General features: G+C 38.5%; 19 protein-coding genes and 2 tRNA genes. 8 read left to right on the forward strand and 13 right to left on the reverse strand.

Features of this window, described 5'->3' with window-relative positions; genetic code table 11:
- Positions 1-51 precede the first annotated feature (51 nt).
- The 3 genes from QJV27_RS04895 to guaA form a co-directional block, all read right to left on the reverse strand.
- Positions 52-1896 carry a ribonucleoside-diphosphate reductase subunit alpha gene (locus QJV27_RS04895; protein ID WP_281448974.1) on the reverse strand — a complete coding sequence of 615 codons (1845 nt, stop codon included), beginning with the start codon at positions 1894-1896 and terminating at the stop codon, positions 52-54.
- Positions 1897-2380: 484 nt separating this feature from the next.
- Positions 2381-2827: a hypothetical protein gene (locus QJV27_RS04900; protein ID WP_281447852.1), complete on the reverse strand. Its 447-nt coding sequence runs from the start codon at positions 2825-2827 to the stop codon at positions 2381-2383.
- Positions 2828-3352: 525 nt separating this feature from the next.
- Positions 3353-4930: a glutamine-hydrolyzing GMP synthase gene (gene guaA / locus QJV27_RS04905; protein WP_281447853.1), complete on the reverse strand. Its 1578-nt coding sequence runs from the start codon at positions 4928-4930 to the stop codon at positions 3353-3355.
- Positions 4931-5106: 176 nt separating this feature from the next.
- Here guaA and QJV27_RS04910 point away from each other — a divergent pair, with 176 nt between their 5' ends.
- From QJV27_RS04910 to QJV27_RS04920, 3 genes are all read left to right on the forward strand, one after another.
- On the forward strand, positions 5107-5544 hold the full coding sequence (locus QJV27_RS04910) for a hypothetical protein (protein WP_281447854.1): 438 nt from the start codon (positions 5107-5109) through the stop codon (positions 5542-5544).
- A gap of 64 nt (positions 5545-5608) precedes the next feature.
- A tRNA-Arg gene (locus QJV27_RS04915) sits at positions 5609-5685 on the forward strand.
- A 137-nt stretch (positions 5686-5822) separates the two neighbouring features.
- On the forward strand, positions 5823-6203 hold the full coding sequence (locus QJV27_RS04920) for a response regulator (protein ID WP_281447855.1): 381 nt from the start codon (positions 5823-5825) through the stop codon (positions 6201-6203).
- 3 nt (positions 6204-6206) lie between these two features.
- On the opposite strand, the gene QJV27_RS04925 is transcribed toward QJV27_RS04920, so the two are convergent.
- From QJV27_RS04925 to QJV27_RS04935, 3 genes are read right to left on the reverse strand one after another with little or no spacing between them, the layout of a single operon-like run.
- Positions 6207-7673 (reverse strand): ArnT family glycosyltransferase, encoded by a 1467-nt coding sequence (locus QJV27_RS04925; RefSeq protein ID WP_281447856.1) that lies wholly within the window; start codon positions 7671-7673, stop codon positions 6207-6209.
- 60 nt (positions 7674-7733) lie between these two features.
- Positions 7734-8540 carry a polyprenol monophosphomannose synthase gene (locus QJV27_RS04930; protein ID WP_281447857.1) on the reverse strand — a complete coding sequence of 269 codons (807 nt, stop codon included), beginning with the start codon at positions 8538-8540 and terminating at the stop codon, positions 7734-7736.
- A gap of 45 nt (positions 8541-8585) precedes the next feature.
- Positions 8586-9071: an Lrp/AsnC family transcriptional regulator gene (locus QJV27_RS04935; RefSeq protein ID WP_281447858.1), complete on the reverse strand. Its 486-nt coding sequence runs from the start codon at positions 9069-9071 to the stop codon at positions 8586-8588.
- A gap of 135 nt (positions 9072-9206) precedes the next feature.
- Between QJV27_RS04935 and trxB the strand changes: the two genes are divergently transcribed.
- On the forward strand, positions 9207-10166 hold the full coding sequence (gene trxB, locus QJV27_RS04940; RefSeq protein WP_281447859.1) for a thioredoxin-disulfide reductase: 960 nt from the start codon (positions 9207-9209) through the stop codon (positions 10164-10166).
- A 37-nt stretch (positions 10167-10203) separates the two neighbouring features.
- On the opposite strand, the gene QJV27_RS04945 is transcribed toward trxB, so the two are convergent.
- From QJV27_RS04945 to QJV27_RS04965, 5 genes are all read right to left on the reverse strand, one after another.
- Entirely contained in the window at positions 10204-11640 is a 1437-nt protein-coding gene (locus QJV27_RS04945; protein ID WP_281447860.1) for a mannose-1-phosphate guanylyltransferase/mannose-6-phosphate isomerase, read from the reverse strand.
- 20 nt (positions 11641-11660) lie between these two features.
- Positions 11661-11954 (reverse strand): integration host factor subunit beta, encoded by a 294-nt coding sequence (locus QJV27_RS04950; protein WP_281447861.1) that lies wholly within the window; start codon positions 11952-11954, stop codon positions 11661-11663.
- A 34-nt stretch (positions 11955-11988) separates the two neighbouring features.
- Entirely contained in the window at positions 11989-12927 is a 939-nt protein-coding gene (sppA, locus tag QJV27_RS04955; RefSeq protein WP_281447862.1) for a signal peptide peptidase SppA, read from the reverse strand.
- 124 nt (positions 12928-13051) lie between these two features.
- Complete coding sequence (locus QJV27_RS04960; RefSeq protein ID WP_281447863.1) at positions 13052-13501, reverse strand: MucR family transcriptional regulator; 450 nt, start codon at positions 13499-13501, stop codon at positions 13052-13054.
- A gap of 677 nt (positions 13502-14178) precedes the next feature.
- Positions 14179-14269 (reverse strand) — tRNA-Ser (locus tag QJV27_RS04965).
- 264 nt (positions 14270-14533) lie between these two features.
- Here QJV27_RS04965 and rplU point away from each other — a divergent pair.
- The 4 genes from rplU (at position 14534) to proB (ending at position 17433) form a co-directional block, all read left to right on the forward strand.
- Positions 14534-14848 carry a 50S ribosomal protein L21 gene (gene rplU / locus QJV27_RS04970; protein ID WP_281447864.1) on the forward strand — a complete coding sequence of 105 codons (315 nt, stop codon included), beginning with the start codon at positions 14534-14536 and terminating at the stop codon, positions 14846-14848.
- A 43-nt stretch (positions 14849-14891) separates the two neighbouring features.
- Positions 14892-15161: a 50S ribosomal protein L27 gene (gene rpmA, locus QJV27_RS04975; protein ID WP_281447865.1), complete on the forward strand. Its 270-nt coding sequence runs from the start codon at positions 14892-14894 to the stop codon at positions 15159-15161.
- A gap of 89 nt (positions 15162-15250) precedes the next feature.
- Positions 15251-16285 (forward strand): GTPase ObgE, encoded by a 1035-nt coding sequence (gene obgE / locus QJV27_RS04980; RefSeq protein ID WP_281447866.1) that lies wholly within the window; start codon positions 15251-15253, stop codon positions 16283-16285.
- The gene (proB, locus tag QJV27_RS04985) at positions 16282-17433 is read left to right on the forward strand and encodes a glutamate 5-kinase (protein WP_281447867.1); all 1152 of its coding nucleotides are present in this window, start codon (positions 16282-16284) and stop codon (positions 17431-17433) included. Before obgE ends, proB begins: the two co-directional genes overlap by 4 nt.
- Here proB and QJV27_RS04990 read toward each other — a convergent pair.
- On the reverse strand, positions 17408-18088 hold the full coding sequence (locus QJV27_RS04990) for a hypothetical protein (protein WP_281447868.1): 681 nt from the start codon (positions 18086-18088) through the stop codon (positions 17408-17410). The two genes, proB and QJV27_RS04990, sit on opposite strands and share 26 nt — an antisense overlap.
- Positions 18089-18214: 126 nt before the next feature.
- Positions 18215-18475 carry a DUF2312 domain-containing protein gene (locus QJV27_RS04995; RefSeq protein ID WP_281447869.1) on the reverse strand — a complete coding sequence of 87 codons (261 nt, stop codon included), beginning with the start codon at positions 18473-18475 and terminating at the stop codon, positions 18215-18217.
- Positions 18476-18483 lie beyond the last annotated feature (8 nt).

An 18483-nucleotide genomic window follows, 5' to 3' on the forward strand; every position in this document is an offset into this window, starting at 1 on the left:
ATCTTTTTTAAGATAGAGGTTATATTGGCATTTAAATCTAGTTAATTAGTTTTACTGACAGGCAAGGCACTCTTCGTAGTTACTGCTTCCATTAGAAGAGTTTTCACCGGGCAATAGAACCTCTTCTTTTATGGCTAACTTACTGACATCATCCGCACGTTGCAGCGATAAAGAACGACAGTAATACAACGATTTAACACCTTTTTTCCAAGCTTGATAATGAATCTGATGCAAATCGCGTTTATGGACATTTGCTGGAACAAAAATATTAACAGATTGCGACTGACAAATAAACGCTGCACGATCGGCCGCATGTTCAATAACCCAGCGTTGATCCAATTCAAATGCCGTTTTGAACACATCTTTTTCATCTTGTGTTAAAAAATCTAGATGCTGAACACTGCCTTTATTTAAAGTAATAGAAGACCATACAGCATCTGTATCTTGTCCCTTTTCTTCAAGTAAGCGTTTCAAATGACGATTTCGAACTGTAAAAGATCCCGATAATGTTTTTTGTAAAAATACATTTGCAGTAATCGGTTCAATTCCAGGGCTGGCATTCCCAGCAATGATCGAAATTGATGCGGTGGGTGCAATAGCCATTTTATTAGAAAACCGTTCATGAACGCCATAATCTTGCGCATCTGGACATGCCCCGCGCTCATCTGCCAACATTACGGATGCTTTATCAGCCTGTTGACGAATATGTTTGAACATTTTCTTGTTCCAAACTTTTGCCATTACGCTTTCAAATGGAATTTTATTAGCCTGTAAAAACGAATGGAATCCCATGACCCCCATTCCGACAGAACGCTCGCGCGCAGCAGCATAACGTGCACGTTCCATTTCATCGGGGGCATTGTCAATAAAATCCTGCAATACATTATCTAAGAACAGCATAACATCTGGAATAAACTGTGGATTTTCATTCCATTGATCCCAGTATTCCAAGTTAAGGGAAGATAAACAACATACGGCTGTTCTTTCTTTCCCTTTATGATCAATACCTGTTGGTAATGTAATTTCGGCACATAAATTCGATGTTTTGACCTCTAGCCCTGCCAATTTATGATGTTCTGGCCGCGCATTATTAACCGTATCAGAATATATAATATATGGTTCGCCTTGTTCAATACGGGTTGTTAATAAACGTATCCATAGGGAACGTGCTGAAACTTTACGAATAATAGATTGATCTTTGGGGGAAAGCAGAGCCCATTCTTCGTTTTTTTCAACTGCGCGCATAAAAGCATCCGACACTAAAACACCATGATGCAAGTTTAATGCCTTTCGGTTAGGATCCCCCCCTGTCGGTCTACGTAATTCGATAAATTCCTCAATTTCTGGATGCCAAACTGGCAGATAAACTGCTGCTGATCCACGGCGTAATGACCCTTGGCTAATAGCCAATGTCAAACTGTCCATAACGCGGATAAAAGGAATCACCCCCGAAGTTTTACCATTACGTTTAACATTTTCACCAATAGAGCGAAGATTACCCCAATAAGAGCCAATTCCACCACCACGAGAAGCCAACCATACATTTTCATTCCACAACTCGACAATACCTTTTAGGCTGTCTTCTGCTTCGTTTAAAAAACATGAAATTGGTAAGCCTCGTGCTGTGCCCCCATTTGACAAAACAGGCGTTGCAGGCATGAACCAATGCTGAGACATATAATCATACAAACGTTGTGCATGTCCTGCATCACTGCCATAATAAGAGGCAACACGTGCGAATAAGTCCTGATAAGATTCGCCTTCCATCAGATAACGGTCGTCTAATGTTGCTTTACCAAAAGGCGTTAACAGATCATCACGAGAATGCTTTAACTCTACCTGATAACGCCCGTATAACTGGATGTCCCCAGCCAATGCATCGGTAAAATTGAACATCGGTTGTTCAACTTTATTTCTGACTGTCGTAGAGGGCTTTTTTTCAAGTACATCAACAGGACTCACGTCTCATATCCTCGCAAAACAAAATTAGGGGGTTTAAGGGATTTTACATCCCCAAATATACACCATCAATTTTAAACAAAAAATATTATTTCTCTATATATAGTATATATAAGATTATAAATATCTATATGATGATACAAAATCAACATAACAATAATCTTGACAGGAAATTATTTTATCCCTGTACAATTAGGACACATAAATTTGATTATAACGGTTAACATCGTTTTTATAACGAATTAAAAAGATCGTTATTTAGAGCACATTTTCTCAAATGTGCGTATTTAATGTAATGAATTCGCTTACATCAAATCAATCATAATGCTGGTAAACAAAAGCACTAGAATTATCTACCTATAACGGTCAGATACTACGTGATTATCATAAAATATCCCGTAATCTCGTAATGAATTTAGAACTACTGTTTTATATACTTTGATAACAGCATCTCTAGCTGTTCAAAAGAAAATCTGATTTCTGGGCAATCTTTTTCAGCATAAATAAAAGATAAAATTACCAAACTAAAATCGAAATCAAAGCCTAGTTGGGTTAGGTTAAAAACTATTTTAGAATGCGTTTTTTCATAAAAATTATGAATGATCGCTTTGGCCATCTTTTTAGATAGATAATCTTTACATAAAAGATAAGATAATGTTTTTTTATCCTCCCACAAGATCACAATATTCTGCTTTCTTAATGTCTGTTCTATTGCCTCTATAGCAATATTCCAAAAGATCACCTGTTGTGAATGCGCTATATTATGAAGAATTATATGTATTCCATCCGAATCTGTCGGGTCACCAATCCATTCGGCTTGCCAATTCTTGTAATATGTGGGGGATAGAACATTACCTGTTTTATGCATAAGCACGTTTCTTCTATATATAAACGAATAACTTTTAACAAAACCTCGTCTTATCGTTATTTAAGGGAATTTTTTATCTTTTCATAAATATTTTTAAAATTTCAAGCTTAGCCATTTGGGCTATTCCAATAAATTTAATAACGATTAAATTGCGTTAAATGCCAATAAAGTAAATATACTTCCCTCTTAAATAAAATATTGTAAAATCATAAACTTAAATAATAATATAATGAGGAAATATTTATTGCCTATCTCTGACCACAAGCTTGTAAATTTTAGTAAAGATTACGAACTCAACTATATCCTGAGAAAGTTTAAACTACCCTAACCCATTGGAAACAGAAAAAATTAGTGAAATATGGAAAAAAGGCAGAAGTAAAACTAAATAAAAAAACACTTATTCATGATAAATTGCATAGTTATCTAATAGAAAACAAAATATTCTAAGATTTACTAAACTTCAGAAACATATTTATAGGAAGTTTAGTATATGTAATACACTTCCCATAAATATTGATTATGATTTCATTCCCACTCGATGGTTCCAGGGGGTTTTGATGTTATGTCGTAGGTTACGCGATTAACGCCCCGCACCTCGTTAACAATACGCCCTGCAACCCGCGTTAAAAAAGCCATATCAAATGGATAAACATCGGCCGTCATTCCATCAACGCTAGTTACGGCTCGTAATGCACACGCATGGTCATATGTGCGACCGTCCCCCATAACACCCACCGTTCGTACAGGTAGCAAAACCGCAAAGGCCTGCCAAATAGCATCGTAAAGGCCTGCACTGCGTATTTCCTCTAAATAAATCGAGTCAATCTTACGTAATAAATCCAGTTTATCACGGGTAATATCACTTAGAATACGAATGGCAAGCCCTGGCCCTGGAAAGGGATGACGGCCTACAATATTTTCAGGGATACCAAGCTCTCGCCCCAAATCGCGCACTTCGTCTTTGAACAAATCACGCAGCGGCTCTACCAACTGCATATTCATTCTTTCTGGTAATCCACCCACATTATGATGGGATTTAATCGTTACAGAAGCCCCAGTAACACTGACGCTTTCAATAACGTCTGGATATAATGTTCCTTGTGCCAAGAAATCTGCACCACCTAATTTTTTGGCTTCTTCTTCAAACACTTCAACAAATAAACGACCAATCGTTTTCCGTTTTTTTTCAGGGTCGGTTACCCCTTCCAACTCTTTTAAAAATAAATCAGAAGCATCACGTTTAATCAAGGGAATATTAAATCGTCCTGTAAACGTTTTAACGACCTCATCCACCTCGCCTTGACGCAACATGCCATGATCAACAAAGATACACGTTAATTGATCGCCTATGGCTTGATGAATTAAAACCGCAGCAACTGCAGAATCAACCCCACCCGATAGTCCACAAATAACTTTTTTATCGCCGACTTGTTGACGAATCCGCTCTATTTCTAAATCACGGAACCCTGCCATTGTCCAATTGCCGTGACAACCCACAATATTATGGGTAAAATTCTTTAATAATGCTGAACCATGTGGGGTATGGACAACCTCTGGATGAAATTGAACACCATATAAACGACGTCCTTCATCTGCAATCATAGCATATGGAGCCCCTTCACTGGTTCCGATAACTTTGAACCCTGGCGGTAATTTTACGACACGATCACCGTGGCTCATCCAAACCTGTTCGCGACTGCCTCGGGCCCAAATCCCACGACAAAGAGCGCTATCTTCTACCACCTCGACATGCGCACGGCCGAATTCTCGGTGATCACTGCCCTCCACTTGACCACCCAATTGATGACACATCGCTTGTTCACCATAACAAATCCCAAGCACGGGTATATTTAATGCAAAAACCTCATCAGGGATACGGGGGGCATTTTCATCTGTAACACTTGATGGTCCACCAGAAAGAATAATCCCTTTGGGTGCAAAAGAACGAATCTTCTCATCTTTACTGGTATATGGCCATATTTCACAATAAACGCCACTTTCCCTAACGCGTCTGGCGATTAATTGTGTTACCTGGCTACCAAAATCAAGAATCAGAATCTTTTCTTCATGCAAAGATTGTTCAAGGTTACTTACTTGGGTCATTATACCAACTTCTTCATAAACTTATAGAAAAACATGTTTCCATATCACATAGGCGAAAAACATTTAGATAAAAAGGGAATCATCTAAAAATAATTTACCTTTCTCCTTTATAAGGGTAAATCAATTTTGCCCTAAATACACTATATTGCTTTTATCGAATCTTGCAGGAGCTTTCTATGATTAAAAAGAAAATTAATTGTTTTTTTAAAAATGGGACTTTTTTTGGATTAACATTACTATTTGCAACCGCATGCAGCAGCAAATTAGCAGAAGATCACCCCCAAGGTCTTTGGTTGGGTAAATTAGAGGTCGAGCAAGGCACATGCCCAACGGATCGTATGGCAGCCCTGCGTATTGATAAGAAAGTTGTTCTTTTTTCCCCTGACAATGGTGCTTTAATTTTACGTGGCGATTTTGATAAAAAAGAAAGACCACGCCATTTCGTAGCAACTTTGCATAAATTCGATATGGAACATAAACCCTATGATTTAGTATTCGAAGGTAAGGCACAAAATGAAAACATCATTGGTACTTATGGAACCCCTGACTGCCGGGCTCATATTACGTTCTATCGTCCTAATCATTACGGTTTATCAGACGCCGTTGCACATTAATTTTCTAAAAATATAAAAAAAGACTTGCAGTCTGTAAAAAGATCCGATAAAAGCCATGTCAGACGCACCCGTAGCTCAACTGGATAGAGCACCAGACTACGAATCTGGGGGTTATGGGTTCGATTCCTGTCGGGTGCGCCAATAAATGACTATTAATAACAGTCTCAAAAAATTAATAAATAATTAATATTTACAAGAACACCCCTATATTATCAATCAATTTTTTGTTATAAGATTCAAAAATCATTTTTGAAAAATAACTGAAGATTGAATAGCTTATGATACGCACCTCAACCTCTATTTTGATTATAGAAGACCAACAAGAAATATGTGATCTTATAGAATTGAGTTTATCAGACAAGGTCCCAACCATCTACTTTGCTAACTCCCTTGCCCAAGCATGCCATCTATACGCAAATCATACCTTTGATATAGCCATTGTTGACATTTGTCTTCCTGATGGTGATCCTTACGTTCTAGTGGAAAAACTAAGCGAAAAAAATTGTCAAATTATATTAATGAGTGGAAATTTTGATTTAAATCAGCGATTAACACAATTACCTTTCCAACGAATTGACAAACCATTTAGAATCAAAACATTACTTGAAGCTGTAGAAACTGCCTGCAAGATCGGGACACCTGAAGCAATTGCAAGTTAATACTTATTGTGCTGATGGCAACAGCATCGTATCTTGACCAATATTATTTATCAATCGAACTTTATATAGTGTATAAACTTCTGCAGTTTGATTATTTCTGAGGCGTTTTATTTCACCAACTTTCTGGATATCTTTAAAATATGCTGAGGAAGGTTGATCTTTTCGGCGTTGAGTACGAACTAAACAACCATACCCTTTCTGCTCGTTGCTATCATCATTCTTTTTAAAATATTTCCATCTTTGGTCAACAGAAATGATATGACGCTTAGGAATATAAAATGCCATCTCAGCCCCTAAGCCATATTCATCTGTAAAAATAGATTGATCACTTGGGACTTGTCTATTTAACGTTTGGCTAAAATTTTGCCATCCACCAAGCCGCTTTAACGTAATATCCAATTTTGGCGGTACGGGAAAAAGTGCAAATGCTGCCTGAACATAAATAGGGATGACTAAAAGAAAACCAACAATAATCCCCACTTTTAGAAATTTATGGCTATAAACGGCAACAATAATCGCCAAAAATGGGTATAAAATCCCCACCCAATTTGCCTGAACGCGATCCCCAATTGCATGTTGAACAAAAATACATATTGGTATAAAGACCATTAACCATAACAATAATGATTTTTGATCCCTTGTTTTCAAAACATTACGGGTTAAATAAGCAAATCCTAAACAAAAACAAATAAACAATACGGGGGTCGACAGTCCAATCTGCCCGCCCAATAATTCAGATAAGAATTGTACAGCACGCACAGGCCTCCAATCACCTGCTCTTCCTCCTTGCTTTAAAAAACTAATCCATTGATGATGTGCATTCCAAAAAATCACAGGGGAAAAGACAAGGCAGCTTACCACTGCCCCTCCCCATAATTCTTTTGATTTTAAATAAGAGCGGCCTTGCGGGGTAAGGAAGCACCATATTCCCAATCCCATTACAGGTAAAAGCATTGTATATTTGCTTAATAATCCCAAGCCAACACTGACGCCAATCATCCACCACCATTGTGGTATTTGTGTCCTAAGCAACCGACCACATGCCCATAAAAACATACAAATAAAAAATAATAAAGGCGTGTCGGGGGTCATCGTAACCGACCCCACCCCCACAGCCAATGTTGCGTTTAAAGCCAGTACGGCATAAATAGCATTTTTCTTGGATTGCTGATTTAATAAAGAACCACTAAAATCAAAGGTGGCAAAATAAATAAAAATGCTGCCTAATAATGCAGCAACTGCACCAAAAAACCGTATCCCTAAGGCAGTATTTCCCCATAAAAAACAGCCTGCTTTAATCCATAATGCCACCATAGGGGGATGATCATAAAAACTATAATCTAGTCGTTGGGACCAAATCCAATAGTAAGCTTCATCAGGGGATAACGGAATATTTGCAGCAATGGCTACACGGACTATGGTAATTGCCATTAATCCCATACACATCCAAAAAAAAGGGGAATTCTTCATATATAAAAAACCAGAAATACCGTGATTAGTTTCTTTTGTTTCATCTCTGATCAATATTCCTTAATCTTTTATTATATATTTAAAGCCAACCACACCTAAAATAAAAATAATTATTGTCACTAACAGCCGAACGGGAACAAAACAAAGCCACAGTTTTTCAGCCATCATTAGAAGAAATTGCCACATAACCTTAAAATTAAGCTTACTTTCCCCTGACAAACGCTGTCTAAACCGAAAAGGAATTTCTTTTAAACGGATATTTTTTGGACAAGACATCACCAAATCTAGCAAGATTTTGAATCCAGTCCCAGATAAGCTAGGTAATAGCTCAATAAATAATGCACGTCTTAGCAGGAAAAATCCACTCATCGGGTCATTTAGTTTTACAGGTAGAAACTTTTGTGACAGCCAAATACCGCTTTGCGAAATAACATGACGCCAACGATTAGCAAGCCCAACAGAATCCCCACCCTGAACATGACGGCTTCCTACAGCAAAATCATAATGATCTTTTAAAACTGCATCTAACATTTCAGGTAAACAAGATTCATCATGTTGCATATCCCCATCAATAACAGCAACACACTGTGCAGAAGAGGCCAGTACCCCTTCAATCACCGCCGACGAAAGCCCGCGTCTGCCCACGCGCAATATGCCACGAATACGAGAATCTTGTTGAGCAAGCTCCCAAACACGCTGTATAGTCCCGTCAGGAGAATTGTCGTCAACGAAAATTGCTTCCCATCGTCGTCCCTCTAATGCCTTGATTAAAGCATGAAATAACGGTTCAACATTGCCGCATTCATTATAACACGGAACAATGACACTGAGTTCCAAACGAACATTTGATTCAGCGGAAGCATTCATACCAGTCATTGCGATCTGTAAAAAAACGAAATCATAATAAACAAACTATATTTTATCCTCTATTTCCAAAGGAACGCCCTCACGTTGCAAACTGGTGCGTATAATTTGTAAGGTCTGCACCCTTGCAACATGTGGATTACTGGTTAATTCGTGCGTTAATCGATTCTCGTCTTCTGCGTCGCGGGCAATAAAGCGAATTAAAAAATCAACCCCCCCGCGCACCATGTGGCATTCACGCACTTCGGGCAGCTGAGCCATTTGAGTCTCGAATTCTTTTAAAACAGCTTCCTTTTGACTGTCCAACCCTACCAAAACAAATACTGATAAAGACCAACCAACAGATAGAACATCAATTCTGGCGTGATAACTTTTAATCACCCCTAATGTTTCCAAACGTCTTACACGCCTTAAACAAGGGGGGGCTGATATACCCACACGTTGAGCCAAGTCAATATTCGTTATACGACCGTCTTTTTGCAACTCGTCTAAGATTAACCAGTCAATTTTATCAAGTTCTACTAATTGTGCCATATGATTGTTATCCGCTCAACGCTTTGAATATACTTCTATCAATATTATTGTTAAATAATAGTCTTCTTTTTATATAATAGACAACTTATATATAATTTTTGAAAAGTCACTACGATAAAAATCGGAACAGCTATTATGACAGAAACTTTTTTTACGGATTTGCTGATTATCGGTGCAGGTCCAGCAGGATATACGGCCGCAATTTATGGGGCAAGAGCCAACCTAAAACCTACATTATTGACGGGTTTGCAACCTGGTGGGCAATTAACTATTACAAATGATGTGGAAAATTATCCAGGATTTGCAGAAGCCATTCAAGGTCCATGGCTTATGGAACAAATGGCAAGCCAAGCCAAGAATGTTGGTGCAAATATCGTCATGGATAGTATTGCTGAATGTTCTTTGTTAAACCCTTCTAAAGATGATGGATATTTTACCTTTCACACAGACTTGGGCAATATTTACAAAGCGCGCACAGCAATCATTGCGACAGGTGCACAAGCGCGTTGGCTTGGCTTAGAAGCGGAAGAACGCTTGCAAGGTTATGGTGTTTCTGCTTGTGCTACGTGTGATGGTTTCTTTTATCGCGGTAAAAAAGTTGCCGTTATCGGAGGGGGAAATACAGCTGTAGAAGAGGCTTTGTACTTAACAAATCATGCCTCTCACGTTACTTTAATTCATCGCCGTGACTCTTTACGTGCAGAGAAGATTCAACAGGATCGACTGCTGGCAAACCCCAAAATCTCTGTCATTTGGGATACTGTCGTAGAGGATATCCTTTCTGGTGGTAATCCTGCTGCTGTCACAAGTCTTGCATTAAAAAATGTAAAAACTAACGAAACCTCTACTCTTGAAATTGATGGGGTGTTCATTGCCATTGGTCATACACCCAATACATCCTTTTTTAAGAATCAAATACAGCTAGATGATGAAGGGTATATTATTACTACCCCAGGAACACCTAATACATCCATTCCTGGAATTTTTGCGGCGGGTGATGTACAAGATAAACATTATCGTCAAGCCATCACGGCTGCTGGGTCAGGTTGTATGGCCGCATTAGAAGCCGAACGTTATATTGCGTCTATGAAATAAAATTACGTATAAAAGTAGGTCTTTACCTACTTTTATGTCAATCTAAACGGTTGTATGTATCTTCTAAACGAACGATATCATCTTCTGCCAAATAAGACCCTGATTGGATTTCAATAACTACTAAAGGAATACATCCAGGATTCTTTAAACGATGCAAGGTACCAAGAGGTAGATATACACTCTCATTTTCTTGAACCAAAATGACCTCATCCCCTCTTGTAACTTCGGCGACCCCAGAGACAACAACCCAATGTTCAGAACGATGATAATGCTTTTGTAAAGAGAGCTGAGCACCAACACTGACTACCAGCTGCTTAACTTGAAAACGATGTCCGCTGGCTAACGTTTCATAATATCCCCAGGGGCGATAACATCGATTATGGGCAAATGCCTCTTTTTGATTGGCTGCTAGCAACTTTTCTACGATCTTTTTGACATCTTGGGATTTGCTGCGGTGCGTTACTAAAACAGCATCACCTGTCACTACGACAACCACATCATCCAATCCATTTACGGCAGTGACAACATCTTCAGATCGCACGTAACTGTTATGGGTATTTTCCAAAAAGACCTTCCCCATAGATACATTGCCCTGTTCATCCTTATTACTGATATCCCACAAACCGTCCCAGCTGCCTATGTCTGACCACGTTAAGTCAGCAGCAATCACAGCCATATGTTCAGTTTTTTCAGCAATAGCATAATCAATTGAAATATCGGGAACCTTAATAAAATCTTCTAGATGAATTCGTTCAAAACACAGGTCGGTTTTGCGACGATCTATAGCAGTTTTTACTGACGACAATAATTCGGGTGTATGTAATTGCATTTCTTGCAGCATGGTTTCAGCCATGAATACAAACATACCCGAATTCCAAAGATACCGCCCTGAAGCAATCATTTGAGAGGCCATCTGAAGATTTGGTTTTTCAGTAAAAGCCTTTACCTCGAACCCATGACGACTATGATCAATTTTATTACCTTTTTCAATATAACCATACCCAGTCTCTGGCCGAGTTGGCTGAATACCAAAGGTAATGATCTTCTTTTTCTTTGCTAAAATTGCTGCTTCTTGAACGAAATCAACTAGTTTTTGCGTTTCTGTAACAACGGCATCAGCAGCCATCACCCACAATGTATGGTTTGGATTTTTTTCAGCAACCAGTAAACTTGCCGCTGCAATAGCAGGGGCGGAATTCCTTCCAATAGGTTCTAATAAAATCTGGGCTTCTTCAATACCGATTTCGCGTAACTGTTCCGCAATCAAAAAACGGTGATCGTTATTACAAACGATGATCGGGTCTGTAAACATAGACCCGATTCCCCGTAATACAGTATCTTGAAGCATTGACCGTTCTGTTAAAAGCGGCCATAATTGTTTTGGAAAACTTGCACGGGATACGGGCCACAATCGGCTTCCAGTTCCACCGGATAAAATCACCGGAACAACCTTACATATTTCTGCCCCGCTCATACCGTATCCCCTGCTTTATATTATTTATCCGTTAACTGTTGATTAGCGCGTTGTCTTAGCTCTTTACCTGTTTTGAAAAACGGAACATATTTTTCTTCTACATCCACAGGATCACCCGTTCTTGGATTGCGTCCTGTTCTAGCCTTACGATTTTTAACAAAAAAAGCACCAAAACCACGTAATTCAACTCTGCCTCCTTTTGCTAAAGAGGATTCAATTTCGTCAAATATCGTTGAAACGATCAAGTCAATGTCTTTTAATAGTAAATTAGGATGCGCTGCCGCAATCTCTAAAATAAGTTCAGATTTAGTCATTTATAATACTCAATACAATTTAATTTTGGTTTTTCTATGGTTGCCAGATTGCTACGGCACCACCAAGATGAAGACGGTCTTTATAAAGAATTTGCTGTATTACACTGTCTACAGAAACCCCAAGAGTTTCACCAAGAAAGCGTGCAAACCACTTTTTAGGTTGGTCACTTTTTAATTCGATAACTTTGATATTCTTAGGCAAATGATTTGATGTAATCAACCAATATTTTGCGTCTTTTTCAGTACCAATTTGATCTACTAACCCTAACTTTACCGCTTGTTGTCCCGTATAAGGACGACCATCACCAAGCTCTTTGACTTTAGCAATATCCATGTGTCGTCCCTGTGCGACCATATTCACAAACTGATCATAAAAATCAGTAATTAGCCCTTGTAACATTTCACGACCTGCAGGGGATAAAGGCTTAACCATTGAAGGTTGCCCCTTTAATGGGCCAGAAACCAATTGATCAACATTAACACCGACTTTATCCAATAGACCTGAGATATCAGGTGTTTGCATAATAACTCCAATCGACCCTGTCAGTGTTGAATTTAAAGCAAAAATACGTTTTGCCGGCACAGAAATCATGTATCCAGCTGATGCAGCAACCCCGCCCATACTAACGACAACAGGTTTCTTTTTTGCAAAACGTAAAATTGCATCGTGTAATTGCTCACCCCCCGTAACGGCGCCACCAGGGCTATTCACATATAAAATCATGCCTTTTACAGATTTATTATCTAAAGCCTTATCAATTAATTGAACTTGCTTAGAAACATCTGAGGAAATAACCCCTTCAATCTTCATTTTTACCAAATGATCACTAAGGTTATTCATCTTAGAAGACATGGTTGTAGCTAATATCGGTACAATCGAGAGCACAAAAATAACAATGGCAAAGCAGCGCCATAAAATAAGCTTACGCCGCATCTTTTGACGTTCTAATAATATATCGCTTTCTAATTGCATCTAACCTTAGCCTTAAGAATAAAAGTATTTATGTGAAACAAAATACTAATTTATAGTAGGTGTGATATACTTCGTCAAAATATATTCTTCTTAATTGATATTAAACAGTATTTGTTACCGTCAATTATTCTTCTTTACGGCCACGACGAAAACGGCCTTCGGCCTTACTATTTACGACATTCTTACGACCAAGACCGATCTCACGTGCTAAACTCGAACGACGTTCAGCATAATTTGGCGCTACCATTGGATAATCGGGGGGCAGATTCCAGCGTTCACGATATTGTTCTGGTGTTAATCCATAAGCACTTTGAATATGTCTTTTCAACATTTTCAACTTCTTACCATCTTCCAAGCAGATGATATAATCAGGAAAAACAGAGCGTTTCACAGGGACCACAGGTTGTAGTTTTTCTGTTTCTGCACCATTCTTTTCTATAGAGGTTAATGTTTGGTGAACTTGACGAATTAATTCTGGTAATTGATCCGTATTTACTGTGTTATTAGAAAGATGCGATGATACAACCTTCACCGTCAATTCTAATAGCGACAATTTCTTTTCTTCTAATTCCATTGTTATTTATCCAAAAGCCATACTAAATACTTTAATTTACAAGACTAAAAACAAAAATATATAATAAATATTATTTTACAAGATAATTTTATAAATATTTACTCTACCCAAAGCAAGAAACCTTATAAAATTCCCAAAATTTGTACAAAGAAATAAATAGCTTTATTTTATTAGCTTATACAAATTTCTTTGTTGAAAAGGTTTACTGTCGACAGTGTTCTTGAAATATTATACCATTAGTTCAATAACAATTTGATACAATTATAAAGCATATTCACATGACGACGAGATTTAAAATAATCTATATATTGTTTCCTCTATCCTTACTATGCTTATCAAATTGTACACAAACAACTAACAACCATATTAAAGGCCCCTACATGCAAATTGGTTCAGGAGGCCAAAAGTAAATATTCAAATATTTGAGATTTTAATATTTACCAAATGGCATCGTTGTTCTTAAATTGCATAATAGATAATGCAAAAAAGCTTTATCTAAACTTTTTTAATATTTCAAGAGAATATTTTTTTTCAAAATCCTACACAAATCCTGCTATATCTTAATTTGTTGTTCTAAATTTTTGAAAATATTACTTAAATAAACCAAACAAGTTTATTTGCAAAATGCATTTTATACAAAATCGAATTAAATTTGATATCGACATTAAATTAATCTATGGCGGAGAGGGTGGGATTCGAACCCACGGTACAAAATAAATGCACAACGGTTTTCGAGACCATCCCATTCAACCACTCTGGCACCTCTCCCGAAATCTAGGTCTATAATTTCTTATATATTAAAGCTGAATCTTTAGTTTAATCAAGTTGGTTTATCTATTATTATTCTATTACGTTAAAAATCCCTATAAATGATAGAGTTAATTATTGACTCTTCTGGTAAAAAATAGATATAAGTCAAAATTCTAATAATCATGCTTTGTTGATATTTATCCATGCAAAGCCAATATTAAAAAAAGAAACTCTGTTAATAATCATTTATAACAAGAGTTTGCAAGATATAGAGAGTTTACAATGTTTGCAATTATCCGCACTGGTGGAAAACAATATCGCGTTACACCTGATATGGTACTAAAAGTTGAAAAACTTGATGTAGAAGCAGGAAATACCGTCACTTTTTCTGAAGTTTTAGCTGTAGGAAAAGATGGAGCCAACACAATTGGGGCCCCACTTGTACAAGGCGCTTCTGTAAAAGCAACCGTGATCGCCCAAGACCGTTTGAAAAAAGTAATTATCTTTAAAAAACGTCGTCGTCAAAATAGCCGCCGTAAAAACGGACATCGTCAACCTGTAACTGTTTTGCGCATTACCGAAATTAATGCTGCTTAATTAATATCGCCAAACAATCATACTAAAAGACAGGAGATAAATCATGGCACATAAAAAAGCCGGCGGATCCTCTAGAAACGGACGCGATACAGAAGGTCGTCGTCTAGGTGTTAAAAAATTTGGTGGACAAAGTGTCATTGCTGGCAACATCATTGTTCGTCAACGTGGTACAAAAATTAAACCAGGCCGAAACGTTGGTCTAGGTCGTGACCACACAATTTTTGCCCTTATTGATGGTAACGTACGCTTTGAAAGCCGTGCTAAAGGAAATGTACTCGTTTCTGTTGAAGCACTAAGCAACGCTGCTGAATAAGGTATCACTGTACCGTTAAGGTCTTTGTTATTCAATAAAGGGTCGATTCATATGAATCGACCTTTTTCATTTTAAGGTATAATTAAACAATGAAATTTCTCGATCAAGCAAAAATCTATATTAAATCAGGGGATGGCGGCGATGGTGCCGTTGCCTTTCGTCGGGAAAAATTTATTGAATTTGGTGGACCAGATGGCGGTGATGGCGGACGCGGCGGTGATATTGTATTCAAGGCTATCGACAATTTAAATACTTTGATCGATTTTCGTTATACTCAACATTTTCGTGCTAGAAAAGGCAATAATGGCTCTGGCTCTAATCGAACGGGTGCTGCTGCCCCGACCGTTGTTATTAAAGTACCTGTTGGCACGCAAATATTTGATAACGATAAAGAAACATTACTAGCAGACTTAGACGAAGCAGGCAAAGAAATCGTTATGTGTCGTGGCGGAGACGGTGGTTTTGGAAATACCCGTTTTAAATCAAGTACTAACCGCGCGCCTCGTCGTGCTGATAAAGGTTGGCCTGGGGAGGAACGTTGGGTCTGGTTACGCCTAAAATTAATTGCTGATGCTGGCTTGGTTGGTTTGCCCAACGCTGGAAAGTCGACCTTCTTATCCGTTGCGTCTGCTGCAAGACCTAAAATTGCTGATTATCCATTCACAACACTGCATCCCCAACTGGGAATGGTGCGCTTGTCTTCAACAGAAGAATTCGTATTGGCTGATATTCCGGGTTTGATTGAAGGAGCACACATGGGAAGTGGTCTTGGCGACCGTTTTTTAGGGCATGTGGAACGTTGTGCTTTATTACTGCATTTAATTGATATTACCTCTGAAGACGTAGTACAAACGTGGAAAACCATTCGTCACGAGTTACAAGAATATCGTGGTAACTTAACCGACAAGCACGAAATTATAGGACTGAATAAAGCAGATCTTGTTTTACCCGAAGAAGCATTACAAAAACAACAAGCTTTGGAACAAGCAACTGGGCAAAAAGTGTTCTTGCTTTCTGCTGCCACTCATCACGGTGTAAAAGATATTTTATATTATTTGCAGAATTACATTACCCAACATAAACTAAATACTTCTTCAACAGATAAAAGATTTAGTCCAATATGATCAAAGCTCCACAAATTGATAAAGCTCGTCGCGTTGTTATTAAGATTGGCAGCGCTTTACTAGTGGACGGCGAAAAAGCCGCTATTCGCCGCGCATGGTTACAAACAATTGTCGAAGACATTACCAATTTGCGTAAACGAAATTGTGACGTTATTATTGTGTCTTCGGGCGCTGTGTCCCTAGCCCGCTATAAACTAAAACTAAACCGTCATAAATTACGTCTGGATGAAAAACAGGCTGCGGCCGCAATCGGGCAGATCCAAATATCACAAGCATGGAATGATAGTTTCGATATCCACGACATTGTAACCGCACAAATCTTACTTACTCTAGAGGATACAGAAACACGGCTACACTATTTAAACGCCCGTTCAGCAATTGAAACATTACTACGATTAAAATGTATTCCGATTATTAATGAAAATGATACTGTTGCCCCTTCTGAAATTCGATTTGGCGATAATGACCGCTTGGCTGCACGGGTTGCTGAAATGATTAAAGCTGATCAACTGATCTTATTTTCAGATATTGATGGATTATATACTGCTGATCCTAGAAGTGATCCACAGGCAAAACACATTCCAATTATTGAAGAAATTACTCCTGATATTCTTGCAATGGGTGGAAAAGCCCCTACTGGGCATTCCTCTGGAGGGATGGCAACAAAACTAGCTGCTGGACAAATAGCCAATACGGCAGGATGTGCCATGGCAATTGCCAATGGCAAAATTCAACATCCTCTGCAAGTATTAATTGATGGTGGTAAATGTTCTTGGTTTTTGCCAACACCGTCCCCCTACTCTGCACGCAAACGATGGATCGCTGGCAGCATCACCACAAAGGGAATAGTCTATATTGATAAAGGAGCTGAAAAAGCCCTTTATGATGGGAAATCCCTATTACCTGTAGGAATTACAAAAGTTGAAGGATATTTCCAAAGAGGCGATTTAATTAAAATTGCCAGTAAGGATGGAACTATTCTTGGAAACGGTATTACTGCCTATGACTCCTCTGAAATTACCCAAATTATAGGAGTACAAACTGGAAAAATTAACTCTTACCTTGGTTGGGAAGGACCTGACGAAGTCATTCACCAAGATGATATGGTTTTCCCCTTACCCACTAACGCGGAGGCCACCGAAGAATAGGCTCGGCCCGACGGCGCCCCCCCGTATCTTCCTGTCTTTCCTCTTTAACGGGCGCAGAGGGGGGATCATACAACTGCTCATCACGTCGAACAGATGCCATGATACGTTGATCCCGATTCCCCGTTGGCATTGGTGAAGGCTGTTTAGCATCTCGTGTGAAAACTGTCGAGTTAGCATGAGACTGACGAGGTGTAGGCACGGTTTGTTCTTGAGCATCATTCATATCATTTTGCGATGACATTTCAGGTGAACTAGAGCGTGATAATACCACTTTGCTAGCTATATTTTCTTCTTGCTTTGGGGGATCAAAGCGAGTTTGACGACTTCTTGGTGGGACAGGAGGATAATAATGTTCTGTATTTGATGTTGGTTTGTCCCGTAATTTATCATTATCTGAATGATAGGATTCTGTCTCGCCAGTTTGAATAGGTTGTAATTTAAATTCCATCCGGTCCCGACCATCTGGCATCCGTTTCAGCAATACACGCAATTGTGCCTGTATGTCCTCCATCTGGTGATCTATATACGTCAAACGGCTTTTTACCCCAAATACAGAAAAAGGCATCAGTAAAAAGCAAATACCAAAAATAACAATGATCCCAACAATTGTTAATTGTAACCACCACGGAATCCACTCTGGAAAAAAAAGCGCCATAAACCTATCCAGCCACTAACTTAATAAAACATTGAAAAATAAAGCCAAGAACTCAATTAGTTTCAACTATCCCTGACTTTTTATGAATTTGCAAATTCAGGCAGCTTTGATCAAGCCATATTAATCTTACATGCCAAGAGCGCGACGATAAACATCAAATAATGTTTCTTGTTCTTCAACTTCGGAAGGCTCTTTTTTGCGCGCACTGATAACACGACGAATGACAGGAACGTCAAAGCCTGCTGACTTAGCTTCAGCATAGATATCTTTGATATCATTAGCCAGTCCTTTACGTTCCTCTTCTAAACGTTCAATACGTTCGATAATACTGCGTAAACGGTCTGCTGCAACACCACCGACTTCTGTTGTATTTTCTAAATCACTCAATTTCTATT

Source organism: Commensalibacter oyaizuii (assembly GCF_029953265.1).
In the GTDB taxonomy this organism is placed as follows: Bacteria; Pseudomonadota; Alphaproteobacteria; order Acetobacterales; family Acetobacteraceae; genus Commensalibacter; species Commensalibacter oyaizuii.